Genomic DNA, 24,109 nt, shown 5'->3' with positions numbered 1-24,109 from the left:
TTCATGACTGAAACAATTTTGATAGCTAATCCTGGTACAACTAATCCCCTAGATCCAGTGGTGCATAGCTATTTTCAAACTTTCAACTGTAGCGACTTTGAGGCTACAGCTAATCTGTTTGCTGCGGACGGTGTGCTCTATGCTCCATTTGAAGATCCGATTGTGGGCAGAGATGCGATCGCACTCTACCTCAAAGCCGAAGCTAAAGGGATGCAACTGGAACCGCAACAGGCTGTTATCGAAACTTTAGAAGATGGGAATCGGGAAATTCACGTAAGCGGTAAGGTACAAACTCCGGTATTTGGAGTTAAGGTTGGTTGGCGGTTTATACTAAATCCCGAAGTTGAAATTGTGGCTGTTACTGTTAAACTTTTGGCTTCGACCCAAGAATTGTTAAATCTGCGCTCTTCAACTAAATTTTAGAGTAGTTGGCGGTAATTTGTATTTGAACTTATGCTCAAGGCAAAAAGTAATGGAAATGGAAATGGCTGTACTAGCAGGGTGAAAGCGATCGAGAAGAAAAACCGCAATAAATTCATGGTTTTCTCAGGAAGGTGCATCGCTGGGGTAATTCTCGCCCTTGCCTGCATTTTCCTGGCTTTTCCAGCATTAGCACAAGTTAGCACCAAATTTGACTTAGCGCCAGTAATTTTAGATGGGAGGCAAATTTTTCAAGTTAGCAGTTCAGGACAGTTTACAGCTAAGGAACGGGCAAATTTAATTAATTCGCAACTAAAAGATGCTGTCTCATCTTCTGAACCCGTACAGGTAAAGGTAGAGGAACGCAATCTATTACCAACGATATTATTAGTTTCTGTCTCGAATAAAGATTTAAAAGCAAATTCTTCTCCTCCAGATACATCTGCTAGATACTTGTTGACGGTGACACAACTAGATGCACCAGCAGGTAGCAGTCCAGGGGAACAGGCGGGAACTTGGGCGGCGCAAATTCAGCAAGCGGTGAATGAAGCTCAACAACAACGTAGCGGTAAGTATATTCGAGATGCGGTGGTGAATGCGATCGCGATTTTGATGGGTGCGATCGCATTTCACATTGTTTTAGGTTGGTTTTGGCCGCGTACCCTGCGCCGAGGGTTACGAATGTTCTTTCCAGAACCCAATCCATCTCAGCCAAATCCGCCGCGCAGTTTTGATTTATTGCTCAATCTCACCCTCGCTAGTACGCGATTCGGTTTATGGGTAGCTACGCTGCTTTACATTACTAATCTATTTCCACTGACGCGGAGATGGAGTTATAAAATCGCGAATATTCTGATTGCTAGCTTCATTTCCAAGATTTTTACTGTCGGTGAAAAGGCTTACTCTGTCACGGATTTATTGATTCTGTGCGGTTTTCTGTGGGGGTTGATAGTTGTTGCCCATACAGCTACTACTGTTTTGCGAGCGCGCATTTTGGAGGTAGCAGGAATCAATCGCGGAGCCCAGGAAGCGATCGCGATTATTACCAAATATAGTTTAATTGCAATCGGCACTATTGTCTTGTTACAAATTTGGGGACTAGATTTAAGTTCCTTAACTATTTTAGCTAGTGTTCTCGGTGTCGGGATTGGGTTTGGTTTGCAAGATATTGCCAAAAACTTTGGCAGCGGACTTGTGATAATTTTGGAGCGTCCAATTCAAATCGGCGATTTTGTAGAAGTTGGGGAATATAAAGGCATAGTAGAGCGAATTGGCGGTCGCAGTACAGTGATTAGAACTCTCGATCGAGTTTCGATTATTGTGCCTAATTCCCGCTTTTTGGAAACAGAGTTAATTAACTGGAACCATGACAATCCTGTTTCGGGAGTACGACTGCCAATTGGAGTATCTTATAATTCTGATGTTAATGCAGTAAAAACCGCTTTATTGGAAGCGGGAACTGGTCATCCTGACGTGCTTTCAGTTCCACCACCGCAAGTTTTATTTAAGGGATTTGGTGATAGTGCCCTAAATTTTGAATTACGAGTTTGGACGGCGCAACCGAGTAAGCAATTCTTAATTAAAAGCGATTTGTATTACCGAATAGAGGCAAATTTGCGGCAGCATAAGATTGAGATTCCTTTCCCCCAGCGAGATTTGAATATTCGCACGGGTAATCTGCAAGTTGAAATATCATCGCAGTTGGAAGCAATGCTGTTGCAGTTGTTGCAAAATCAGGTAAATGGGCATAAGGTTGAGTTAGATGGAGCGAATAATGGCACTGGGGAAACGCCGATTTCGCAGGATAGTCAAGATTAAGAAGAAGGAAGAAAGAAATTTAGCAAAAAAGCCGGAAGTTAGAAATTTCTAACTTCCGGCTTTTTTTAACTCCCCGGGTAGGATTTGAACCTACGACCAATCGGTTACACTTATCCCAACGTTTCCGTAAGGCGTGGACTATTTCATCATCCCCATTCCGGGATGTCGGGCGCTGTGAGATTTATTGGATAGGCTCCTCATCTCTAGTCTCTGCACCTTTCTGGCTACTTGTGGAAACCACTGCCTTTCGCCAGACTTGGCTCAAGATTACCGCCACCCGAAGTGCTGCGGCTTCCTTGAATTCACCCGATTTTTCAGTATCCGTTACCGGATAAAGCTGCTATGTCATCTCAGCTTTTGGATTTCTCCTTTGCTGGTGTTCATTACAGCCGACCGCTCTGCCACTGAGCTACCGAGGATCGCAGCCTTTTTACTAGCCACATTTACTAATAGTAGCGATAAAAATTGGATTTGGCAAGGCCTTTTACAAACTTTTTTTTTAGCAACCGCCAGGGCGGTTAGGGGCTAGGGGCTAGGGGCTAGGGGCTAGGGAAAGAGCGGAAGAGAGTCAATGGTTTCAGCTATGAGCGAATTTCCTAAATGACGAAAGCGGTTGCTATAACTGCCCCTAAATAGGATTTAAAATAATTTTTAATTTTTAATTTTTAATTTTTAATTAATCCAGTCCCATTCTTAATTGTGCCAAACGCTTTTGCGATTCAGGATTGAGAGAACTCGCAAGAAAACGGCTAGAGGATTGCTTGCGGGGGTTATGCCTACCTTCGCGCTGGCGACAGGTAGATTCGACATCGCGGGCGAGTTGCAGGGCGGACATCCATTCAGCGCCATAGCCGACGACTGTCAATTGTTGAGCTCTGTCTGAGGTAGCTACTATTAGCCGCCGCTTAAGCGATCGCAACTCGTAGCGGAGGACTGCACAGGATTTTTCAATATAAGTATCTGCTGTCTGACCAAATTCAGTGTAGTAGACTGATAAATTCTTAGTAATAATTTCTTTAACGCAGGGAGTGTCTTGATAGTAAGCGTCGAATACCAATCTTGCGTCTAAACCCAGAAAAGCGCTGTAGTTAACTAATTCCTCGATTAAATGCCGCCTTGCCATCTCCAAACCATCGCGATCGCGCTTGTCACTAAGGCGCGGCCAAAGTCCAATCATGTTATAGCCGTCTACAAGTAAGACGGCTTGGGATAAAGAGGCTGACATGGTTGTTCAGGGCTCAAAGGCTCCAGCATATACGGGGCATTACATTTTGACACATTCACAATTATAGCACACTTTGTTGCATTTTATTACAATTTTTGTCAAATTGCCAGTTTAGCACTCAGAAACCGCTCCCCGTAGAGGCGATCGCAGATTCTATTCCCTTCTTCCCCTTCTTTCCTGAGCATCGTAGCCCCTAACCTCTGTCATAAGAAGTAATTTATTGTTTCCAGCTATACAATAGCCTGTGAAAAAATAATCTTTTTCATCACCAAGCTATGACTTCTGTTAGAGGAAGAATCATGTTTGCTGCCGTTATTCTTATATTTGAACTCAAAAAAGCTAATGGCTTGAAAATAGGTTGGTTTTTTACACAGATCGTCGCCAATCTATCGCTCTATTCATCAGGCTAGTTACAGGTTAAAGCTAAGTTCGGCTGAAAATACAGTAGCTAAGTTTGGAGAGAGCTAAGGATATGCCAAAAGTTCAAAAAATTCAAGAATTAACTCGTGGAGTATAGTCATGACAAATTTGGTTTCTAGTGCGATCGCTGGCATCAGTTCTCTACTTAATGTATTTCAGGTAAAGCGGTTTTTTGCTGTTGCCCTAGTCGGTTTTATACTGCTGACAACAAATGTTGATTATGGACGCAATAACATAGCCTCAAACAATGAAGGTCGCGACAAATTACATGAGATTGACTCCGTAAGACCTAAAACCACAAATGAGTGGTATGAAGAAGCTCGCGAAACAGAAGATGCTCCTGGGGAAAGGTTGAAAAATATTGCCGAAGAGTCAGGACAAGCCTTGAAAGAATTTGGATCTTTGTACCCAGAGACTGCTAAAACTAGCATTCGTGCATTAAAGGATGATACCGCACCAACGAGCAAAAATTCCTCTAATTAGGGCTTGCTGAATAAGCCAGGTCAATTTTCTAAAACACCTCTTTGTTTGCCTCACCCATTATCAAAAGTTGTTTTTGGGTGCATAATAGATCAGATAGACTTATCTATCCGCCTGCTTCATTCCATCTTTAATTCTGGCCTTTGCGATCGCAGACTTATTCCGCAAGTCCTATATAAACCCGCCCCCCACCCAGCTAGGGAGCCTTTTATTGACAATGGTGCAAGATATCAAGTTGAGATATTGAGGTCGGGGCGTAAATCTCTAAAAGTTAGAGTTTTTGCAAGCTCTTGTCATTCTAGAGACAAAGCACTAAGCTTTTGAGAGCGGGACAGCGAGTAGCGATTTGTAAACTTACCAGGTTCGAGGTGCATTAGGGCTTTCTGGTTTCAGGCAAAAAAAGGGGGACAGGCTCAAGGCTTTGGGAAATGAGCGAAAAATGACCGCAAATTGTGGCGTATTGGCACAAAGTAGGACGAGCAACTATCTAACGCAGCCCGTTCTTACTTACAATAAATGCAACTTAAATAAGGAGCATATCGCCCTTATTTTTAGTTTGTAAAGAAAGGGCGATCGCTTTTCCCCTATCCGAAATCGCGATCGCCCTTTCTCTCGTCAATCCGTTCCAGCCAACGCTCAAGAGGAAATAGCGCGCGATCGCAACTGGTCATTTTCCATTTTGTACAGTGACTTTTTATTTGTCGCTATGCAAAACTAAATCAACCATGAGGCGATCAAGAATTTCTGAAAGTGTGTTAGGCTCATTGAGATCTCGCTTTTTGGTATAGACAATACTTATGAGGCGATCGCGAGCTTGATTTTCGAACCCGCTCATCACACACCAAGCACCGCACCCCCTTACCCTCAAACCCAATTCATAGGAGATTGTGCTTATAACTTCATGAAAAGGCGATAGCGAAGCGAGTAAAGCAAAGCAAATCGTACCTCATTCTGCTTCAACCTAATTCAGAAAAGTCAGGGTCGTTGCTATTTTTAAAACAAAAAGCTTATGAAAGCACTACTCAAAAAAAACGGTAAAGTCTCTCTAGAATCAATTCCAAAACCTAAATCGTACTCGGATAACGATGTGCTGATCGAGGTTAAAACCGCAGGGTTATGTCGCACCGACATTTATGTGGCTGAAGGCAAAGTTAAATCGATCGATCCGCTGATTTTAGGTCATGAATTTGCCGGGATTATTCAGGAAATTGGCAAGAATGTCAGCAACTTGCGATCGGGAAACCGAGTAACTGTAAATCCACAAATTCCCTGTAGCAAATGTCATATCTGTACCAGTGGCAAAACAGCATACTGTCAAAATACTTCTTTTCTCGGCATTCACCTTCAAGGGGCTTTTGCAGAGTACGCAACAGTGCCTGCGTCTGCGGTTCATTTATTACCTGAAAATGTGGACTTCAAGATGGGAGCCTATACCGAACCTATAGCGGCTTCTCTTGCTGTTCTCAAAGCCAATATCGCACCCCATGAAACAGGGTTAATCTATGGCGATAACCGCATTTCTCAACTGACGCACAAGATTCTCAAAGCTTATGGTTTTGAGGATGTAACCATTTATGATGCTGCGAGCGATCGAGAGTTAAAGCCAGATTACTATGACTTTATCATCGAAACTCTAGTAACCAGTGAAGCCCTAAATGCAATGTTACAAGCACTTCGGCCGGGAGGAAAAATAATTTTAAAAAGCCGCCAGCATCAGCCTGTTGCGCTGAATGTAAATCAAATTCTGAAGAAAGAACCGATATTTCATGCCGTAAACTACGGTTCTTTTGAAGAAGCACTTTATTTGATGGCTTCCGGGCAAATCGATTTGGACGATATTTTGGGAGAAGAGTTCGAGTTAGAGGACTTTGAGACAGTTTTTTCTGCTGCCAAGCAAGGAGAATCCCGCAAACTTTTCTTCCGATTCTGATAAAAGTTTTTCTAGAATACAGATTCAGTTATCGAAATGCAAGACAAGAAATCATTAAAACCCAATCGGTTTGCCAAAATTGCCCCTCGACATAGCGATTTAGGTTATTCTGAAGTATTTAAACTCTGTAGGTATGTGTCGGGCAATGTTTAGAGCAATGTAATTTATCAAATTCAGCAATCAACTAAAGGGGAATAAAAATGTTTACTGGCTATAGCGGCGCTGAATTTGCTCAAATTTTAGTGAATATGCTTGATTTAGCTATTAATCCCAGTCGCTTAAACAATGTTTTTGAGATTGGCAACACCGTCAATAGCACTTTGATTGAAAGAAACAAAGAGAAAGCGGTAAAACTTATATACGATAGCGCTCCAGGCTTAGAAGAATTATTCCAAGAAGGTTACTGTCCTCGCTACTCTCTGGAAGAGTTAAGCACAATACCAGCCAACACTCTCGGCTATACTTATGCCACACATATGAATCGGAACAATTTGCAAACTTTAAATTATCAAGTTAAAGAGTGCGATCGCTATCAGTTTTTTTTTAGAAGGCTCAGAGAAACTCACGATATTCTTCATGCAATTACAGGGTTTCAAACAGATAATTTAGGAGAAATAGGTTTAGAGGGTTTTTATATAGCTCAAGCAATGCTACCTAATGTATACTATTTAATGATGGCTCGAATGTCTCATATATTGTTAGACGAGAAAATTTTTGACGGTCAGCTCTATTTAGAAACTGTAACTAAAGGTTTCCAGATGGGTAAAAAAGCTAAAAAAGTTCTGGGTTTGAGATGGGAAGATATGTTTTGGGAAGATATAAAAATACTGAGAAATAAGTTAAGAATTGTTGTGTCTGAAGAAGGGCTAGAGCAGAAGCTAGCGGAGCAAGACAAAACGGTGTAAGGAACATCAATTAAGCGATCGCTCTTTTGATAGGGAAAGAGCGATCGCTTGTTGGAAGTAGAAATTCATATAAATTTGCTATAGACTGAACTTCAGATTAGACATCGCTTGCCCCCTCTTCGCAAATTTATATTGCCTATGAACACCCGCTCCTTCTATTCAACCATCCTTCAAGAAGCTAGGGCGTGCCTAACTTTAGCCATTCCCTTAAGCCTTGCTCAACTACTGGAAATCAGTATGTTATCAGTAGATACTTGGACTATGGGAATGCTTGGAAGTAAGGCGCTTGCCGGTGGTGCATTGGGATATATGACATTCCGGTTTCTATTCACCCTTGGTATATATACTCTCTCCGCAGTTAATACCATTGCATCTATTGCTTTTGGCTCTAGGCAATTTGATAAGTTGAAAGGCATAACGACACAGGGTTTTTATTTAGCACTATTACTTGCCTTGCCCATGATGCTTATTCTCAGTTCAGCGCCGCTCTGGATGAACTTCCTCCACCAGGAAAAAATGGTGATTTATCAATCTCAGTCCTATCTCAAAGCAGTTCTTTGGGGACTACCTGCCCTATTTTGTTTTGAGGTGTTACGCAATGTATTAATCGCTGTTAACTCTTCAGTTATTATCCCAATAATTTTAGTATCTAGCATTCCGATCAATGCTGTCGGGAACTATATTTTTGCATTTGGCAAGCTAGGGTTTCCAGAATTAGGGATAGCTGGAATTGGCTGGTCAACAGCACTTGTATTGTGGATACAACTGCTAGTAATACTAAGTTTTACTTACCTTAGCCCAAAACTCAAATCTTACAAACTATTGAGCCACAATATCAAATCAGACCCTTCAATTTTTCAGGAACTCATTCGCGTTGGATCGGCCAGTGGATTGCTATATATTTCAGCAGGTGGTCTGGCTGTAGTTTCAACCTACTTAATGGGTTCTTTAGGAACTGTTCCACTAGCAGCTTTTCAAATTGCTAATCAGGTTAGGAGTATGATTAGAGCTTTTACGGTTGGACTAGCGCAGTCAATAACTGCTAGAGTCGCACAAATGTATGGAGAAGAGGATGTTGAAAAAGTTAGAATATCTGGATTTGTTGGGATGATGATAAGCGTACTATTTGCCCTGACCTTTCTGTTGCTAGTAGCTCTTGGGAGAACATATATCGTTTCGCTCTTTTTAAAACCTGAATCAACAATAGATTTAGAAGTGTTCGATCTATCTATGAGTCTGCTGCTAATTGTTGCTTCCATGCAGCTATTCAATGAAATTGACACAGCGGCTACAGGTGCATTATTAGGAATTAAAGATACATTTCAACCTATGTTAATTGGATTATTGGGATATTGGGGGCTTGGTCTGGGAAGCATTTGTCTAATGTTATTTAAATTCCATCTTGGAGCTAGTGGTGTAATGATTGGTCTGCATTTTGGTGTTTTTATACAAGCTGTTGTTTTCCCTTTACGATTCTATGCTAAGACGACTCATATGTTGCCTGTTTCTTCCACACTTAGCGTGTTAAAGCATTAAAATAATTCTTAAAGTATAGTTAAAGCAGATTGCATATCTGTGAGCTACATCTTCAATCATGGCTAATTGCTAATTGTTAATTACATAACTAATCCCTTATTCTGTAACTTCTGCTCAATGTGCTGCATCTCCTCAATCGTTTCTCCACTCACAATCCCGTAAATTTCGGTGTAAATTTTTCCGTATTTGACTTTCTCTAGAGCCGACAAGATAATAAAGTCCTTGCGATCGAGTTCGGGTTTCAAGGTAACTAGAATCGAGTCCAATGTCCCATCCATGCGGTAGTCGCTGGAATATTTAGCGACCTCTTTTCCTAAAGCTAATAGGGTATGGCGCTGCAAGCAAAGGGGAGTTGAGCCATTAACTCGGAAATTAGCATCGATCGCGTACAGTTGTCCGTCTTTATCTTCCAGTACGTCGAAGCCAATCGCTCCAAAATAACCGTGTTGATGAGCGTATCCACCGACAGCAGCAATCATATCAAAAAATCTGCTCATATCGGTTTGGCGGTAGTGAATTACTCCCCCTAAATAGTGGCCTTCTGGGGTGACAAGTTGACCCGTAGTGCCGATCAGTGTTATTTCTCCCGCCTTGTTAACATAGAACTGTACGCAATAGTTTTCCACAGTATTCTTGACGAACTCAGAGACAATAATGGTATCCAGTAACTTAATATCGAGATATTTCCTGATTTCTTTCAAGCAGTAGTTTAGATCGCTGGCGCTTTTGATAATATAAGTGCCTTCTCCTGAAAGTCCGTGCGAAGTTTTGATCAAGTATGGAAATTTCTGTGGTAACTTAATGTCGCTAAGACTAACTTCGTGTAGATTGTAGCTCTCATATTTTGGGCATTGTACCCCTAGTTGTGCTAGCGTTGCTTTGCTGAGTAAGTGATAGTGGCTATCTGGATTAATGGCGTGTTTTTCAGGTTTAAGATTATCAAAAGGAAATAGAGTAATAAGTTGGTCAAAATGCGAACTCTGACTGATATCGTCCAGATAAGTGGAGCAGTCTATCATCTCCATATTCGAGTAGCTAAAGCCGAAATGATCTCGCCAGTAGTCAATTAGCGAATTGGGCGGTTGAGTGATGACAATTCCTGGAATCCCATCGCCTAGCACAGCCAGATTTTTCCAAGGTTCTTTTTGACAAATCTTGTCGAAGGAAGTTTTGGTGGCCTCACTGCTACCATCTTGAATAAAGTATTTTTTCCTATTAGGGTAAGCTGCCCAACTAGCAGTAGCTGGATAATTTAAAAGGAAGGCATAACGTGCATCTCTGATGTCTTGACCAAACAGATCGGAAAATGAATTACCCTGAAAATACTGAAAATCTGATGTTGAGTTCATAGAAAACTACCTCAATGGAGCAACAGCAAAAGAAAGCTGCACAATAAGAAGTTAATCCCATGCTCCAATGATGATGTTAGGTTCAGGTTTAGTTCATCTGTCTATGAGGGGAAACAGGCTATCTGCGATCGCAGCTATGGAAAGTAATTTTATTCCCAGCGCCAGTAATAATTTATCCAAAAGGCTTACTAGCAGCTAAACCAAACCCAACAACGCGCCATCAATCGAGTTGTTTTTGACGGGGTTCGATCGCGATCGTAGTTGCTTTACTTTGAGGGTAGCTTTTGACCTGTGGTGAGTTTGTCTTGGATGCTTGACCCTCCCAGACAAAGCTTGATACCGCTTAAATTATCAAAACCTACCCCTGAAAGGATCTCAAAAGCCGCTTTTTGAGGTAGTCAGCGGATCTCTTCTGCATAAGTCTAAGATAAATTAAAGTATTAACCTCTATTTCATTCCCAGCATTACCTATGAACCCTGCCCTCACTAAATTTGGTGCTCAGATGTCCAACCTCACGGGCGTTAGAGCGATTATGAAAGACATTATTGAAACCCTTAGAGCAGGCCAAGGGCAGGAGTTTATCAATTTAAGCGCGGGAAATCCGGTAATTTTGCCGGAAGTTGAGCAATTATGGCGGGATTGCACGGCGGATCTGCTGGCTAGTTCCGAATACGGCGAGGTGGTTTGTCGGTACGGTTCCAGCCAAGGCTATCAGCCGTTTATCGATGCTGTGCTTGAGGATTTTAACGATCGCTACGGCTTAAGATTGAGCGATCGCAACATCTTAATCACTCCCGGTAGCCAATCTATCTATTTCTACGCCGCCAATGCCTTTGGCGGCTACACTGCACCCCCCCAAACCCCCCCTTACCAAGGGGGGGCTAGGGAGGGTGAACTCAAACATATCGTTTTACCCCTGAGCCCCGATTACACTGGTTATGGTGGCGTTAGCTTAGTGCCAGAGGCAGTTGTTGCTTACAAGCCGACTTTGGATATTGACGCAAAGGCTCACCGCTTCAAATACCGCCCGGATTTCAGCCAATTAGTAATTGATGAGACTACTGGCTGCGTGATATTTTCCCGCCCCTGCAACCCCACTGGTAACGTACTTACTGACGATGAAGTTGATAAAATTGCGGCAATGGCTGCTCCCTACAATGTGCCCGTGTTGATTGATTCTGCCTATGGCCCTCCTTTCCCAGCGTTGAATTTTACCGAGATGAAGCCGATTTTTGGGGGGAATATCATACATTGTATGAGTTTGTCTAAGGCGGGTTTGCCTGGAGAGCGCATTGGGATTGCGATCGGTGAAGAAAGGATGATTCAGGTATTAGAATGTTTCCAGACTAATATGTGCATTCATTCACCGAGGTATGGACAGGCGATCGCATCTCGCGCGATCGCTTCTGGAGCTCTGGCTAATATTGCGGAGAATGTAATTCGGCCGCACTATCAGAAGAAATTTAAGATTTTAGAAACCACCCTCGATAAATTCATGCCTAAAGATTTGCCTTGGTTCTTACATCGCGGCGAAGGAGCAATTTTTGCCTGGTTGTGGTTGAAGGATTTACCGATTACTGATTGGGAATTTTATCAGCAGTTGAAACAAGTCGGCGTGATTGTAGTTCCTGGTAGTTCTTTCTTCCCCGGTTTGCGAGAAGATTGGCGGCATAAACAGGAGTGTTTGCGGATTAGTTTGACCGCTACTGATGCTGAGATTGAAGTGGGAATGCAGCGGTTAGCTAAGATTTCTGAACAGGTTTATCAGTTGTCAGCAGTATAGGTTAGGTAGTTGGGCTTTAGCCCTCCCTAAGAGGGCTAAAGCCCAACTACCTACCATGAAGATGAAGTTTTAGGTATGTTTGTAATATAGCAACCGCTGTCGTCGTTTAAGAAACTCGCTCATTGCTAAACCCCGCTTATTCTATTCCCTTCTTCCCTGAGCATCGTAGCAAGAGAACCCCTAATTCCTAGCTATAGGTATAATTAAATGGCTACACCTGTATTTTTATCGGATTTTACCCACTTAGTCAAAGTTATATCTTCTATATATCTTGAAGAACTTACTCCAGAACAACTTGCCCTCATGCCAATTATTCGGGACGAGTGGATAAGAATTGCCTTAGATACAACGCCAATAGATAAACAAAAGGCAGAAGCAGCGATTTGCCTTGCTTACGAATGCGCTGAATTGGAACCGCCTAAAGAAATATTGTGGTTTGATAATCCCCTAGATGTGGCAAATTATGTACTTTCTACTTGTGTTGTAGCGGATGCTGTCAGAGTTGGTGTCATAGAATCTTTAAAAGATAATATCAGAGATACTTTCGGAGATTTTGTCGATGCTCTTGTTTGTGATACTGTTTGGCAGATTGTCGGAGATACTGTCGAAAATACTTTTGGAGATCCTATCATTGAGGCTCTCTGGGATGTTGAGGATCTCAAAATCAACGCTCATTTTCCCGATTGTATAATGCAAGCTGAATGGTTTGCCTATTTTGCCTACTTTGAAGCCCTTGGTTTTGACTGTTCAAAGGCAAAAGGTTTATTTGCAACTGCAAAGCATTGTGGCTGGTGGTGGGCATTTAAGGATGTAGCTGTTGCCATTCCCAAACCCTCGGCAATTCGCTTAGACGAGCGAGGTAGATTGCACGGTGAAGGAGTGCCAGCAGTTGCTTATCAAGGCTTCAATGTCTACGCCTATCATGGGGTAAGATTACCTGAAAAATATGGAGCAATTCACCCGGAACAATGGCAATCTCAATGGTTATTAGAAGAAGATAATGCCGAACTAAAACGAGTTTTAATTCAAGGAATTGGTTACGAGCGCATCTGTCAAGAGTTACAAGCAATAGAATTAGATAGCTGGCAAGAATACACTCTGTTAAGAATTGATTCAAATATTGATGTAGAGCCGATTTATCTGTTAAAGATGACTTGTCCGAGTACGGGATACATTCATGCTTTGCGAGTACCGCCCGATCTGGCAACAGCACGAGATGCTATTACCTGGGTAAATTGGGGAATTGCGCCAGAAGAATTTGCGGTACAAACTTAAGTCAAATAAGTCGAGCGATAAAACTGGAAATTTAAAGTTAAAAAGACATCATTATTCAACCAATTGCCAACCTCAGCAATCTGGCAGATTTGTAAAGAAATATAACATAATTCGCAATTTCGCATAAAAACTGGGAGAGGAAACAGATAAAAAGATAGAACATCAGAAATCACAGGCAAGCGATGGAAAAGAACAAGATTATTTTACCTTTGAGAAATATTGACTCTCAAAAAGAGCGAGATCTGTTGTACTGCATAACCTCTCAAACTTGAGAGGCATAGACAGTCAGAAAGAGCGATCGCAACATTTTTTCATATTCCTAAATCTCCTAAAGACCAAGGCTTGTAAATTTTAACCTTTCAACTTCCACGCTATAGACCGACAAATTTTGAACTCAGTTAGTCTCCACAGGTGGAGGTGAATAAACAAAAGTTGGCTGTATATAGACTCAAAGCAGTCTCAGCCTTCCCAGTCAACTGCTGGTAGGCTCGGAGATTAGGAAATGAAAAGAAACATTCTTTCATCTATCAAAAGGTATACTTATAGAGTGAGGTTAAGGACAAAATTGCGAAATAAGGTGCCTGCTAACGAGAGAATGGGATTTTCAGGCGTTGAGATGTAACGAAAGATAACGGCTTATTGCCTTGAGGAAAAAACTGGTCTGGGTATTGAATCAGTCCCTACCTGAAAAAGTATCAGTATCATTCTTAAGCTGAATTGGTAAGTAGGAGGAAAAGAAGAAGTAAGAAAGAAGATGGCTTAGCTGTGCAGTTCCACAAGCTTACTGTCCGCATCAACCCAACGGAAGAATGCTTATACAGCCAGCTTTTTACATATTCCGATCTTACGTTTAATTTAATTAAATCGATTTACTTAGAACAACCCACCTTTTTAGTTGATTTTCAGTTAACTGCATCAAAACTTCAGGGAAATTAACGATGAAAGAAGAAATAGAAGCCGATTACATTAAAGCAGAAAGAGCTTATATGCAAGGGGAATATGCACAAGCAGTGGCAATTATTGACCTGTTAGCAGAAAAATTTCCTGATTGCCCGTCGGTGCATTTATTCCGGGGTTATATCTATGGCTATGGGCTAGAGGAGTATGAAATTGCTACGCAAGAGTACGAGTTAGTTTTGACTTTAGCACCTCACGATCAAGAGTTGGTAAATAATGCCCTCCGGGGAACAGTTTACAACGAAACATTGTTGAAAGTCAGACAAAATCAAACACGAAGATAGCGTTTGTTAGTTGGTAATTGGTACTTGGTAATTGGTAATTGGTAATTGGTAATTGGTAATGGCTAATGGCTAATGGCTAATTACTAATGGCTAATTACTAATCCCTCCTACTTACCTTCCCCATCTTCCCCATCTTCCCCATCTTCCCCATCTTCCCCATCTTCCCCATCTTCCCCATCTTCCCCATCTTCCCCATCTTCCCCATCTTCCCCATCTTCCCATCTTCCCCATCTTCCCTATTTTCCCCCTCTCTTACCCTAGCCCCTAGCCCCTAGCCCCTAGCCCCTAGTTATAAGCAATTACTTAAATTACCCGATAAACAAAACTAAAAGTTGCCCAGTTATTGACATCTAGGGCAAAGTCTTCAGTTGCTACTCCCGCCTCTTGTACTCCTGAAATGCTAGCAATATGTAAATCTTGTAGCACTGCTTTAGCAACCTTTAAAGGATTTAAAAGTACGCGAACTGGCAAAGTACCTCTACTTTTCTGCATTCCTCCTTCCAAAGCAGTAAGAGTATTAGTAAAAGGAGCCTGACTAAGTATAATCTGAGTTTCAACTAAACCTAATGACCCCTGGATCAACCATCCAAAAGTATTTGTGGCTGTACTCACTAAGTTGGGAAGAGCTGGTAGACAAATAGTTTCTCCAGGGGCGATCGCGAACTCTGATAAACTGCTAATATCTTTACCTCCCGTAGTTTCAGCGAAGGGGGGATTAAAGGCGATCGTCTGTCCTCGACTATCCAGGCAAAAGACCATAAAGTAAACTGGGCGATCGCTCCCATTGTACAATTTGTATTGAATGCGAGTCCCCACTGATAAATTCACAATTTTGTCAGCAGTCGGGTTTAAGTGGCCGTTAATCTCTGCTTCACTCTTCTCAAAAGCTCGCTGGGGTGCTTGCTCGATTAAAACCTCCGCTTCTGGAGCAATTGTGGCGAGAGTTGCTCTCACCTTTAATAAAGAAGATCTAACATTGGCGACTAACCCCAATAATTTAGCAGCTAGCAAGGTATTCAGTTGGGGTGCTAACCGCTGCACTGCTACCTTTACAGCTTCTCCTCCATCCCCTATAGTATTAGGAATCAGACTTTGCCCGACAGAAAACAAACCGTAACGACCTTGAGATAGAGTAGGTAAAGGAGTATTCGGCATCTGGGCGATCGCAGTCTCTAGAACTCGACCAAATCGATAGTCTGCCAGTTGTTCTCCCGTCACTACTGAGACTTGGGGAATGGCAGTAAAAGCACTGGTAGCATCTACTCGTTCAATCCGCTCTAATTGAGAGTCTAAAGCAACCGTTAAACCAATATTTCGGGGCAGAACTCGAATCCTCTCGCGGACGAGTTGACCGACTTGAGGGGCTACAAATTCTCCGATAGTAAGGGGTAATTCCCTAATTTGGGCTTTAGCAACTAGACCGTTGCGCGATCGCACCTGTAATCGGGGTATGGTTTCTGGAACTAAACTAAATACAGAATTCACTCCATAAAAATCCAGAATATTGCCCGGTAATCCTCCCAGCCATAACTGTACATTTTTTCCGCCCTCCTCCACTGCGATCGTCGCCCCCTCAGCAGCAGGAGCGTTTAAAATTAAAGGTGAAAAATTAATATGTAATTTTTCATCTTTGGAGTTGGGATTGGGAAGGGGGGGAAAGCGATTGCTTTGTGTTAATTCCGATATAGCACTAGCGGCCTGACTAAAACTAATTTGCAGATTTGTCGCATCTGTTGTCTGCCACAGAGATTGAGTTAGCGCGTAGGTAAACACACCAGCACTAAACCCATTCCATCCAAGTTCTGCTGATAATCGATCGGGCGTGGCGACTATAATTTTAGATGGAAACTTGGGGAAACTTGGTTTGGCGGCTATTGCTCTCAATTCTTCTAGCAAGGCTAACTCTTCATTGCTAATTTGCCCAAAAGTGGGGCGGTAGCGGGAACGAATTCGCAAATTACCGATTAAGTCTGTGCCGGGATAAGCGTAACTGGTATCGAGAATGGCGATCGCATTTTCTGTTAGTAGCGATGCCTGGGGTTGGCTACGTTTACGTAGCCACAGCAACAAAGTCTCTTCTAGTAAATCGTTAGCGATCGGTGCTGACTCTGTAGGTAAGATATCATCCACAGGCACTAAACTATTCTGCAATGTTTCCAGAGACGAGCCCAAACTCACCTGACTACCAAAACCGCTGAAGTGAAAAACGATCGCATCTCCCGGCTTAGCTTGTTCCCTCAGATGGCTATTAAAAGCTGCCTCAATGTTCTCTCTGGTAGCAAGGCTATCAGTTAAGCTGAGAATATCCGCAGGTGCAAACCCAAACCTACAAATCAGTAGTTCTCGTTGCAGTTCCACATCCGTAACACAGCCGCGCAGGGGCGTACTTTGTGCCTCTAAGTTGGGATACTGATTTATCCCTACTAACAGTGCTAACTTACGCTTCGTCGGTTGCGCTAGAGCTTGGGCGTAGCGATCGCTTATTTGCCAGAATAAAGCCTCGCTAATTCCCAGCGCCGCCAACAGCCAGCCAGATCTTTGTAAAAATTGCCGCCGATTGAGTCCCATGCCTGATTCCTGAGATTCTACCTTAGCTAATATTCTCAGAAGGTAGAGGATTCACAACAGATTTTTAATACCAATTTTAGTAATCTTTAGCGATCCCCTTAGATACCCTGAGTCGGAGCCTAAATATAGGTTACATAATATCAGTCGCAACTTCCACTTTTTTAGAGGTATTTAGGGGCGGCGACGAGCATATTGCCTTCTCTTTAAAAGCAATTGCTGACCATCAAAATGTTCTTCTGGAACTTGCATATTATCTCAATTTATAGTATAAGGCAGAAGAATTTAGTTGGCAACACCGTTGTACTAATATTTTTAACAGCACAAACTGAGCGTGCGTCAGTTGTGTTTGTAAGCTTCTCTGATAGAATTCTGGTAACATTATGTTTTCGGCGATCGCTTTCAAAGAAATTTTAGTTAAGTCATCTGCATGATAGTAATTTATTCCAGCAATCTTTACCTAGAGCTGAGTTAAATTAGATGTTAATATGACTTACGCAAAAAACCCGCTTTCTGACCAAAATCATCGCTTTTTTCGAGAAAGATTGACGCAGAAACCGGGTTTTTGAGCGGCGTAAGTCCTAGTTAATTAGATAGACACAAATCAAATCAATGGCGTTGGGAGTGTTCATATTAAAAACCTCCAATCCTAATCAACTATCTCCGAGAGACACGCTTCAGGGTTGGAGGTTAAATCTTGAAAATTTAGTTGACCATCATTTAACAGAAACCGCATCCACGTCAACAGTACCAGGATTGTAACTAGGGCTATCATTGACTGGATCGGAGGCTTCGGTACCACTTGCAGCTTGACGGGATTTAGCATACTCGATCGCCATCTGCGAGACTTCGGAAACCAGGAGGGTCAGAATAGCGATATCATCAATTTGCCCGACAATTGGCAGAAAGTCGGGAGCGATATCAATCGGACTGATCAGATAGGCTAGAGTTCCCAGAACAATCCACCAACGATATTTGGGATTGCGAAGGGTGTTGCGATACCAGGTATAAAGCGATTGGATTGAAAAGCTCATTAATTTTTCCTCGACTTACTCTTTATATCTTCACAAATTGTCTTCTAAATTTCCTTTCGAGATAACCCCCCTAAGTAGTACAGACAATTCTACTTAGGAAAATTGGGAATTGGGTAATGGGTAATGGCTAATGGCTAATGGCTAATGGCTAATGGCTAATGGCTAATGGCTAATGGCTAATGGCTAATGGCTAATGGCTAATGGCTAATGGCTAATGGCTAATTAGCCATCTTCCCATCTCCCCATCTCCCCATCTCCCCTGCTCCCCATCTCCGCTGCTCCCCCGCCCCCCCGCTCCCCATCTCCCCCGCTCCCCCGCCCTCAGCGCACCAAAAAGGCTGCACATTCAACATGGGGGGTTTGGGGAAAGAAATCTGCTGGCTGTACTCGCTGTAATTTATAGCCTCCATTTTGGCAGAGGAATTTCAGATCGCGGGCGAGGGTGGAGGGTTTACAGCTAATGTAGGCGATGCGGCTGGGTTGGGTGGCGACGAGAGTTTCTAGAACCGTGCGATCGCAACCCTTCCTCGGCGGGTCAAGTAAAACTACATCTGGCGTAACATCTAACTGCGGTAACAAATTTTCTACTGCCCCAACATAAAAAGCTACATTTGTCAAGTGATTTAATTCAGCATTTAACTGAGCTTGCTTGACTGCCGCCCCTTGCAATTCTAAACCTATTGCCTTACTCACAAATTTTGCTAAAGGCAAAGTAAACGTGCCAATCCCGCAGTAAGCATCAACCAAAACTTCATTACCTTCAAGGTGCAACTCATCCGCAATTACCTGTAACAGCGTCTCAGCGGCCTCACTATTGACTTGGAAGAAAGTATCGGCGCGAATTTGAAACTCTAAACCAGAAAAAATTTCCAGCAGGTAAGGTTTACCAGCAATACAGCGAGTTTCTGGGCCAAAGATGACATTAGTATTGCGGGGGTTGATATTCAAACACACGCCTACCAGTTGAGGATAGCGCTTCAGCCATTCGGAAGCTTGTGCTTCAATTCCCGATAAATCCCCACTCCGAACTATTAAAGTCAGCAAAATCTCACCTGTACGTCGTCCAATACGTACAGATAGGTGACGCAATTCTCCAGTTTGCTGCTTTTCATCGTAGGTCTTCCAACCGCGCTGCTGTATATCCTTTTTTATGTCTTTCAATAAAGGATTAAGGTCTTCGTCTTGGACGGGACACTGATTGAGGTTAATCAACCGATGACTGCCTTTTTGGTAATAACCCGCTTGGACTTGACCTGTGGAGGAGGTTGCTAGGGGATAGGTGGCTTTGTTGCGATAGCCTAAAGCTGTAAGGTCAGGGCCGGTTAACACTGGATCTACAGGGGGTGCGGTGAATCCGCCGATACGTTGTAGAGCTTGAATGACTATATTTTGTTTCGCTTCAAGTTGGTAGTGCCAATCAATGTGTTGCCACTGACAGCCGCCACACTTATCTGCGACAATGCACATAGGTCGGATGCGGCGGTCGGATATTTCAGTGAGTTCGTGGAGTTTGCCTGTTGCGGAGTCGCTTTTGACTTGCATGAGGCGGACTATGGCGCGATCGCCTGGAACAGTATCCGGGACAAAAACAACTAGCTGACCCAGGCGACCTACCCCGTCGCCACTGTCGGCCAAGTCGATAATTTCGAGCTCAACCAGTTGACCTTGTTGGGCGATCGCAGATTGAGGATTTGAGATTGGGGATTTTGTTTTAGTCATAGGTGAGAAAGCGCGGATCTTTATTATCGCGGATTTCCTGTCACCAATGGCTTCCCTCTCTTGGTTTGTGCCCCGCTAAGTCGTTAAACTAATTTAGTGTTACCCTAAAAAATTTGCATACCCGTCAGTAACCCCGCTCTCGTAGACGGAGCTTGTATGAGCAATCATGGAAGCTGTACTGACCAGACCACCCTGAGCGCAATCGAAGGGTAGCCGTTATTTGGGTCATAACACCTGGGAATGCGACGCTAGTTCCCCGCTCTGTTATCTGCAATTAAACAGTTTTAAGGTCACTGAAACAGTGTTGCAGGTCGAACAAGCCCGAATAACAAGGTCGAAGCAAACATCACTGGAATGGCAAGGCGTTCCCGGCAATACAGGGATTAGATAAGTACCATTCCTCTACTTATCTAGCCCCGAAAGGGGTAGGCGGTTAAAACCGCTTGTATCGTTTCCATCTCAGGTCTAAACACTCTGAGTTTCCCACTTACCGAGATTTTTTTATGAGCGTAGTTAGCCAAGTTATACTCCAAGCCGATGACGAGCTTCGCTACCCCAGTGCCGGCGAGCTCCAGAGCATCAATTCTTTTTTTAAAACAGGTTCTCAACGGGTGCGTATTGCTACCACCTTATCTGAAAGTGAGAAAAAGATTGTTGAAGAAGCCAGCAAGAAACTCTGGAAGAAACGCCCGGACTTCATTTCTCCTGGTGGAAATGCCTATGGTACGCGGGAACGATCTTTGTGTCTGCGCGACTACGGTTGGTATTTGCGCCTGATCACTTATGGTATCCTCGCAGGCGATAAGGAGCCCATTGAAAAGATTGGTTTGATTGGAGTACGGGAGATGTACAACTCTTTGGGCGTTCCCGTCCCCGGAATGGCCGAAGCCATCCGATGTTTAAAGGAAGCTTCTATTTCCTTGCTGAATGAGGATGATGCTAAGGAAGCTGCTCCTTACTTTGATTATATCGCTCAAGCGATGTCTTAGTTTTCGGATTTTTCGCTAATTGCGAAGCTTTTGTACTGGAATTTGGGGTAAACTTGCCTCAGTTTCTCACGCGAAGGCTTCGCTACCCCTAGTTTATTTCGAGTAGCAATCGGTAGGCTTTCATCGGCGTTAAAATCCAGAACTACTAGAAACCAAACGCCGTAATTGAATGTAAAATTCAACTTTTCTCTGTCATTATAAATCGGCAATTACTCAAGCCAGACAAAGATTAGGATCGAACTCGATCGGACTGTTGTTTCATAAGTTAGTGCGACCAAGGCTGAGAAGTCAAGAATACAATTGATGAACTCAAAGTACATTTATTTAGAACTCTAGATTTTGGGAGAGATGTAAATTTCTATTCCTGACGATAGGGTAGAAAAATAAATTCCTTTCCTTGGGTAGTAGTTGGTTTTAACCAATAGAGATTAAGATATTAACACCAATCAAAAAGAGATTATTATGGTAAAAAAAGCTGACAAACAAGATTCTAGCGATTTGTCCCAAAAAATTACCGAATCCTACGGAACTGGCATTCGCGAGGAAGTAGGGCTGAATATTGACGGGCGGACAATGCGCGATCATCGAGATGAGTACACAGCCAATCTCGAACTAACAGGGGGCGATGTTGATGCTGCATCCTCCCAAGCAGAGGCTATGGTTGGCGACGAGGCTGTGGGGGGAACGACTGCAATTCCAGACCAGAATATTGTTGACGAATTAGGAACTGCTGTCGGATTGGAAATGGAAGATGGCGAAGATTTGCGGACAACTGATATTTTGAATGAACGCGACGATCGCAGATGGGAATTAGATCCTACCTCTTCTGAAGATTACCAGGAACGGCGGGAGTAAACCGAAGCGATCGCTATATGCTAGCCATACCCAAATTCATTCTCAAACCGGGCTATCGATCGCAAGCAGAAGATACTTCCCCGGAAGTAGATGCCTTTCAATTCTGGCTACTCAGACAGCGATCGCCCCAACAACGCTTAGCAATGGGAAAAGCATTAAATCGCAGTGCTCGCCAGTTTTCCATCAACTGTTTTTATAAACGATTCCCCAATTTATCTCATCAAGAGTTTGCCCGAAAACTTGCCTTAGCCTGGTTACAAGAAAACTGTCATCCTAATTACATTCCACAGGGAAATAAAATGACTTGGGTGCAAGATTCTATCGCCTTGGCTGCTCAATTGCACCCTATCTTTGAATCTCTTGATATTCCTTATTATATCACTGGTGGTGTGGCTGCGATCGCCTTCGGAGAACCCCGTACTACTCAAGATTTGGATATAGTAATTTCGATCGAATTAAAAGATATTAGCTTGTTAGCAACTGAATTAGAGCGAATTGGATTTTATGTTCCCGGATTAGAAGATGTAATTTCTGGACGAATGCAAACTTTACAAGTTACCCATATAGAAAGTATTGCTCGTGCTGATTTAATGATAACGGGAAACGATGAATTTGACCGCATCAAGTTTGAGAGAAAGCAACAATATGCAATTCCCGAAGGTACAGAAGTTTACCTAGCATCACCAGAAGATTTAATTCTCAACAAATTGCGATGGGGAAAGCGTAGTAAGTCTGAGAAACAATGGCGGGATGTATTGGGAATTTTGAAAGTGCAAGGAGTATCTTTAGATTTTGATTATCTCAATTCTTGGGCTGATTATTTGGGGTTAAGTGAGGATTTAACTTTAGCAATTCAGGAATCAGGATTATAGATTTTAGAAATTTCAAGACTTACACACTTCCGACGTAACGTCGCCTTGAGTCTTTTAATATTGTTGACATCCAATAGGCTTTCAGCATTTTCAACTTCTTCAATCACGGCTTTTATTCTCCCTAGTAAATCTCCATCGCGAATTTTGCCAATATCTTTTTCAAAGCTTTTTCTAAACTCGACGTTCATACTTTCGGCTCCAGAAGTTGAAAGATGGATTGACGGCTGACAATTTCGGTGGTTTTACCTTCCGCGATCGCCCGTTCCATAGCAACGTCTTCGATAATTTCTGTCAGAAACTCAGAGACTTCTTCTCGGTTATCGCGCAGCAGTTCGACGATGGCACTTTTCAAAATTTCCTTGATTTGATCTGGGTTTAGCGTAATTTCAGACATTGTATCTCCTTATCATAGTTTTTCCCTAGATATGCTCACAGTATAACACAAGCTTATCATGCGATCGCATCCATAACTGCTTAGCCTAGCTTGGCATAACCCAGATGCAGATGAGAAGATTGTAGGGTAACGGGATGTCATCGATCTGGGTTGGTGTGGTTCGCGATCGCACCGAGCTAACAGCTACAATCTGGTTTCTCAGTTAAATTTGTTTCTAAGTCAGCTCTGTTAACTGTTACTACAAAATAGTTTAAAAACTGAAATAGAACATATTTGAGTTAGAGATTTATATGATTACTGACGGCCCAACTACTCAATATTGCGATAGTAGTATTACGGCAGAGTCACGCAGTCATAGAGTTAAGGAAGCCGCAATCCTGAGCCTTGCCACACAGCTTGAAAAAGAGAATGTACACAACTTGACACTCTCCCCTCTTCTCTCTTCCCTAGCCCCTAGCCCCTAGTCCCTAGCCCCTAGCTATATGACCGCAATGGCTATTCCTTCCCACCAAGTTTCTAGTTCCAATAGGCTGATCTATCACCGCTTGAAACAGGCTCTCAAGCTCAATTTGCGTCGTCAAATTTTTATCGCAGTCTGTGACGACTTATGGCTGCGTGATTGCCTAGCAGCACGTTTACAAACAGAATTAGCTGGTACAGAGGGAGAGGAAAGGAAAGCAGAAAACTTGCAAGACTTGGAGGAGAAGTCAGAGTTCAAAATCGCCAAGCGCGGGGAAAAACAAAGCAAGAGCCGTCAAGAGTTGGGAGAACAGAAGTACATAGCTTTAGCTGATGAGCAAAGCAATCTTAAAACCGCTCAGCGTTACCAGGAACGAAGCCATCTCTCAAAACCGCTCAGCGTTGCCAAACGCGAAGCCTTGCTCGGTGTAAAGCAAACTGGAACAATCTCTCAAAACTCACAACTTCCTTACCCTCGATTTGTCAGCTTAGAGCTGAACTTAAGCGATCCTAATCCCATCGCTCAGATTTCAAACTGGTTAGCACAGTCTCCTGCGCCTCAGAAAGCATCCTTTGGCAAGCGCGTACCCACCTTTCAAATTCTCGGAGCAGAACACTTAACAAGGCAGCCAGCAGCCTTACAGTGGTCATTTTTGAGCAATCTCAGGAATGTTGAATCGCATCTTCCCACATGGCAGTTTAATTTGTTGCTGTGGCTACCGAAACCTTGGCTATTTACAATTCAGCAGTCAGTGCCAGAGTTTTGGCGGTGGCACACGGGTGTGTTTGAGTTTGAAGGAGAACCGACACCGGCGATGGGGGAGATGGGGAGCGGGGGA

General features: G+C 43.0%; 22 protein-coding genes and 1 pseudogene. 14 read left to right on the top strand and 9 right to left on the bottom strand.

Translation table 11 applies throughout. The features are described from left to right. Positions 1–3 precede the first annotated feature (3 nt). Positions 4–423: a ketosteroid isomerase family protein gene (locus tag OSCIL6407_RS0110845; protein WP_007357338.1), complete on the top strand. Its 420-nt coding sequence runs from the start codon at positions 4–6 to the stop codon at positions 421–423. A 30-nt stretch (positions 424–453) separates the two neighbouring features. Continuing rightward, positions 454–2,238, top strand: a complete 1,785-nt coding sequence (locus tag OSCIL6407_RS0110840; RefSeq protein ID WP_019487216.1) for a mechanosensitive ion channel family protein — start codon at positions 454–456, stop codon at positions 2,236–2,238. Between the two features lie 676 nt (positions 2,239–2,914). Here OSCIL6407_RS0110840 and OSCIL6407_RS0110830 read toward each other — a convergent pair. After that, complete coding sequence (locus OSCIL6407_RS0110830; protein ID WP_007357340.1) at positions 2,915–3,463, bottom strand: NYN domain-containing protein; 549 nt, start codon at positions 3,461–3,463, stop codon at positions 2,915–2,917. A gap of 275 nt (positions 3,464–3,738) precedes the next feature. Here OSCIL6407_RS0110830 and OSCIL6407_RS37770 point away from each other — a divergent pair, with 275 nt between their 5' ends. Both OSCIL6407_RS37770 and OSCIL6407_RS0110820 read left to right on the top strand, forming a co-directional pair. After that, complete coding sequence (locus OSCIL6407_RS37770) at positions 3,739–3,873, top strand: hypothetical protein (protein WP_267879540.1); 135 nt, start codon at positions 3,739–3,741, stop codon at positions 3,871–3,873. 109 nt (positions 3,874–3,982) lie between these two features. After that, positions 3,983–4,366, top strand: coding sequence for a hypothetical protein (locus OSCIL6407_RS0110820; protein ID WP_007357342.1), 384 nt, complete (start codon positions 3,983–3,985; stop codon positions 4,364–4,366). A 691-nt stretch (positions 4,367–5,057) separates the two neighbouring features. Here the strand turns inward: OSCIL6407_RS0110820 and OSCIL6407_RS36210 are convergent. Continuing rightward, on the bottom strand, positions 5,058–5,198 hold the full coding sequence (locus OSCIL6407_RS36210; protein WP_007357343.1) for a hypothetical protein: 141 nt from the start codon (positions 5,196–5,198) through the stop codon (positions 5,058–5,060). Between the two features lie 174 nt (positions 5,199–5,372). Between OSCIL6407_RS36210 and OSCIL6407_RS0110810 the strand changes: the two genes are divergently transcribed. The 3 genes from OSCIL6407_RS0110810 to OSCIL6407_RS0110800 all read left to right on the top strand — a co-directional run bounded on the left by OSCIL6407_RS0110810 (position 5,373) and on the right by OSCIL6407_RS0110800 (position 8,734). Then, the gene (locus tag OSCIL6407_RS0110810; protein ID WP_007357344.1) at positions 5,373–6,293 is read left to right on the top strand and encodes a zinc-dependent alcohol dehydrogenase; all 921 of its coding nucleotides are present in this window, start codon (positions 5,373–5,375) and stop codon (positions 6,291–6,293) included. Between the two features lie 200 nt (positions 6,294–6,493). Next, positions 6,494–7,198 (top strand): Coq4 family protein, encoded by a 705-nt coding sequence (locus OSCIL6407_RS0110805; protein WP_007357346.1) that lies wholly within the window; start codon positions 6,494–6,496, stop codon positions 7,196–7,198. Between the two features lie 138 nt (positions 7,199–7,336). Further along, positions 7,337–8,734 (top strand): MATE family efflux transporter, encoded by a 1,398-nt coding sequence (locus OSCIL6407_RS0110800; RefSeq protein ID WP_007357347.1) that lies wholly within the window; start codon positions 7,337–7,339, stop codon positions 8,732–8,734. Positions 8,735–8,814: 80 nt separating this feature from the next. On the opposite strand, the gene OSCIL6407_RS0110795 is transcribed toward OSCIL6407_RS0110800, so the two are convergent. Then, on the bottom strand, positions 8,815–10,083 hold the full coding sequence (locus tag OSCIL6407_RS0110795) for an ATP-grasp domain-containing protein (protein ID WP_007357348.1): 1,269 nt from the start codon (positions 10,081–10,083) through the stop codon (positions 8,815–8,817). Between the two features lie 470 nt (positions 10,084–10,553). On the opposite strand from OSCIL6407_RS0110795, the gene OSCIL6407_RS0110790 reads away from it, so the two are divergent. From OSCIL6407_RS0110790 to OSCIL6407_RS0110775, 3 genes are all read left to right on the top strand, one after another. Continuing rightward, positions 10,554–11,867, top strand: a complete 1,314-nt coding sequence (locus OSCIL6407_RS0110790; RefSeq protein ID WP_019487213.1) for a valine--pyruvate transaminase — start codon at positions 10,554–10,556, stop codon at positions 11,865–11,867. A 207-nt stretch (positions 11,868–12,074) separates the two neighbouring features. Continuing rightward, positions 12,075–13,142, top strand: coding sequence for a DUF6745 domain-containing protein (locus OSCIL6407_RS0110785; protein ID WP_007357349.1), 1,068 nt, complete (start codon positions 12,075–12,077; stop codon positions 13,140–13,142). 938 nt (positions 13,143–14,080) lie between these two features. Further along, complete coding sequence (locus tag OSCIL6407_RS0110775) at positions 14,081–14,383, top strand: hypothetical protein (protein WP_007357351.1); 303 nt, start codon at positions 14,081–14,083, stop codon at positions 14,381–14,383. 303 nt (positions 14,384–14,686) lie between these two features. On the opposite strand, the gene OSCIL6407_RS0110765 is transcribed toward OSCIL6407_RS0110775, so the two are convergent. From OSCIL6407_RS0110765 to rlmD, 4 genes are all read right to left on the bottom strand, one after another. Next, positions 14,687–16,951: a caspase family protein gene (locus OSCIL6407_RS0110765; protein WP_007353445.1), complete on the bottom strand. Its 2,265-nt coding sequence runs from the start codon at positions 16,949–16,951 to the stop codon at positions 14,687–14,689. A 713-nt stretch (positions 16,952–17,664) separates the two neighbouring features. Beyond that, entirely contained in the window at positions 17,665–17,982 is a 318-nt protein-coding gene (locus tag OSCIL6407_RS0110760; protein WP_007353447.1) for a YkvA family protein, read from the bottom strand. 211 nt (positions 17,983–18,193) lie between these two features. After that, on the bottom strand, positions 18,194–18,328 hold the full coding sequence (locus tag OSCIL6407_RS37765) for a hypothetical protein (protein WP_267879539.1): 135 nt from the start codon (positions 18,326–18,328) through the stop codon (positions 18,194–18,196). Further along, a complete protein-coding gene (gene rlmD / locus OSCIL6407_RS0110750; RefSeq protein ID WP_007353934.1) occupies positions 18,304–19,701 on the bottom strand; it encodes a 23S rRNA (uracil(1939)-C(5))-methyltransferase RlmD in 1,398 nt (465 codons plus the stop codon). The genes OSCIL6407_RS37765 and rlmD overlap by 25 nt, the downstream gene beginning before the upstream one ends. Before the next feature lie 503 nt (positions 19,702–20,204). Between rlmD and OSCIL6407_RS0110745 the strand changes: the two genes are divergently transcribed. The 3 genes from OSCIL6407_RS0110745 (at position 20,205) to OSCIL6407_RS0110730 (ending at position 22,417) form a co-directional block, all read left to right on the top strand. After that, on the top strand, positions 20,205–20,690 hold the full coding sequence (locus OSCIL6407_RS0110745) for an allophycocyanin subunit alpha-B (protein ID WP_007353935.1): 486 nt from the start codon (positions 20,205–20,207) through the stop codon (positions 20,688–20,690). A 462-nt stretch (positions 20,691–21,152) separates the two neighbouring features. Beyond that, positions 21,153–21,545: a DUF6335 family protein gene (locus tag OSCIL6407_RS0110735; protein WP_007353936.1), complete on the top strand. Its 393-nt coding sequence runs from the start codon at positions 21,153–21,155 to the stop codon at positions 21,543–21,545. A gap of 17 nt (positions 21,546–21,562) precedes the next feature. Then, positions 21,563–22,417, top strand: coding sequence for a hypothetical protein (locus OSCIL6407_RS0110730; RefSeq protein WP_007353937.1), 855 nt, complete (start codon positions 21,563–21,565; stop codon positions 22,415–22,417). Here the strand turns inward: OSCIL6407_RS0110730 and OSCIL6407_RS0110725 are convergent. Then, positions 22,399–22,605 (bottom strand): hypothetical protein, encoded by a 207-nt coding sequence (locus OSCIL6407_RS0110725; protein ID WP_007353938.1) that lies wholly within the window; start codon positions 22,603–22,605, stop codon positions 22,399–22,401. The genes OSCIL6407_RS0110730 and OSCIL6407_RS0110725 overlap by 19 nt on opposite strands. Further along, positions 22,602–22,811: a hypothetical protein gene (locus OSCIL6407_RS0110720; RefSeq protein WP_007353939.1), complete on the bottom strand. Its 210-nt coding sequence runs from the start codon at positions 22,809–22,811 to the stop codon at positions 22,602–22,604. The genes OSCIL6407_RS0110725 and OSCIL6407_RS0110720 overlap by 4 nt, the downstream gene beginning before the upstream one ends. Positions 22,812–23,302: 491 nt before the next feature. On the opposite strand from OSCIL6407_RS0110720, the pseudogene OSCIL6407_RS0110715 reads away from it, so the two are divergent. Next, positions 23,303–24,109: pseudogene (locus OSCIL6407_RS0110715) on the top strand (hypothetical protein); the annotation flags it as partial.

Origin of the sequence: Kamptonema formosum PCC 6407 (assembly GCF_000332155.1) — a bacterium.
In the GTDB taxonomy this organism is placed as follows: Bacteria; Cyanobacteriota; Cyanobacteriia; order Cyanobacteriales; family Microcoleaceae; genus Kamptonema; species Kamptonema formosum.
The sequence above is the reverse complement of the archived record's forward strand: the minus strand, read 5'-3'. Positions and strand labels throughout refer to the sequence as shown.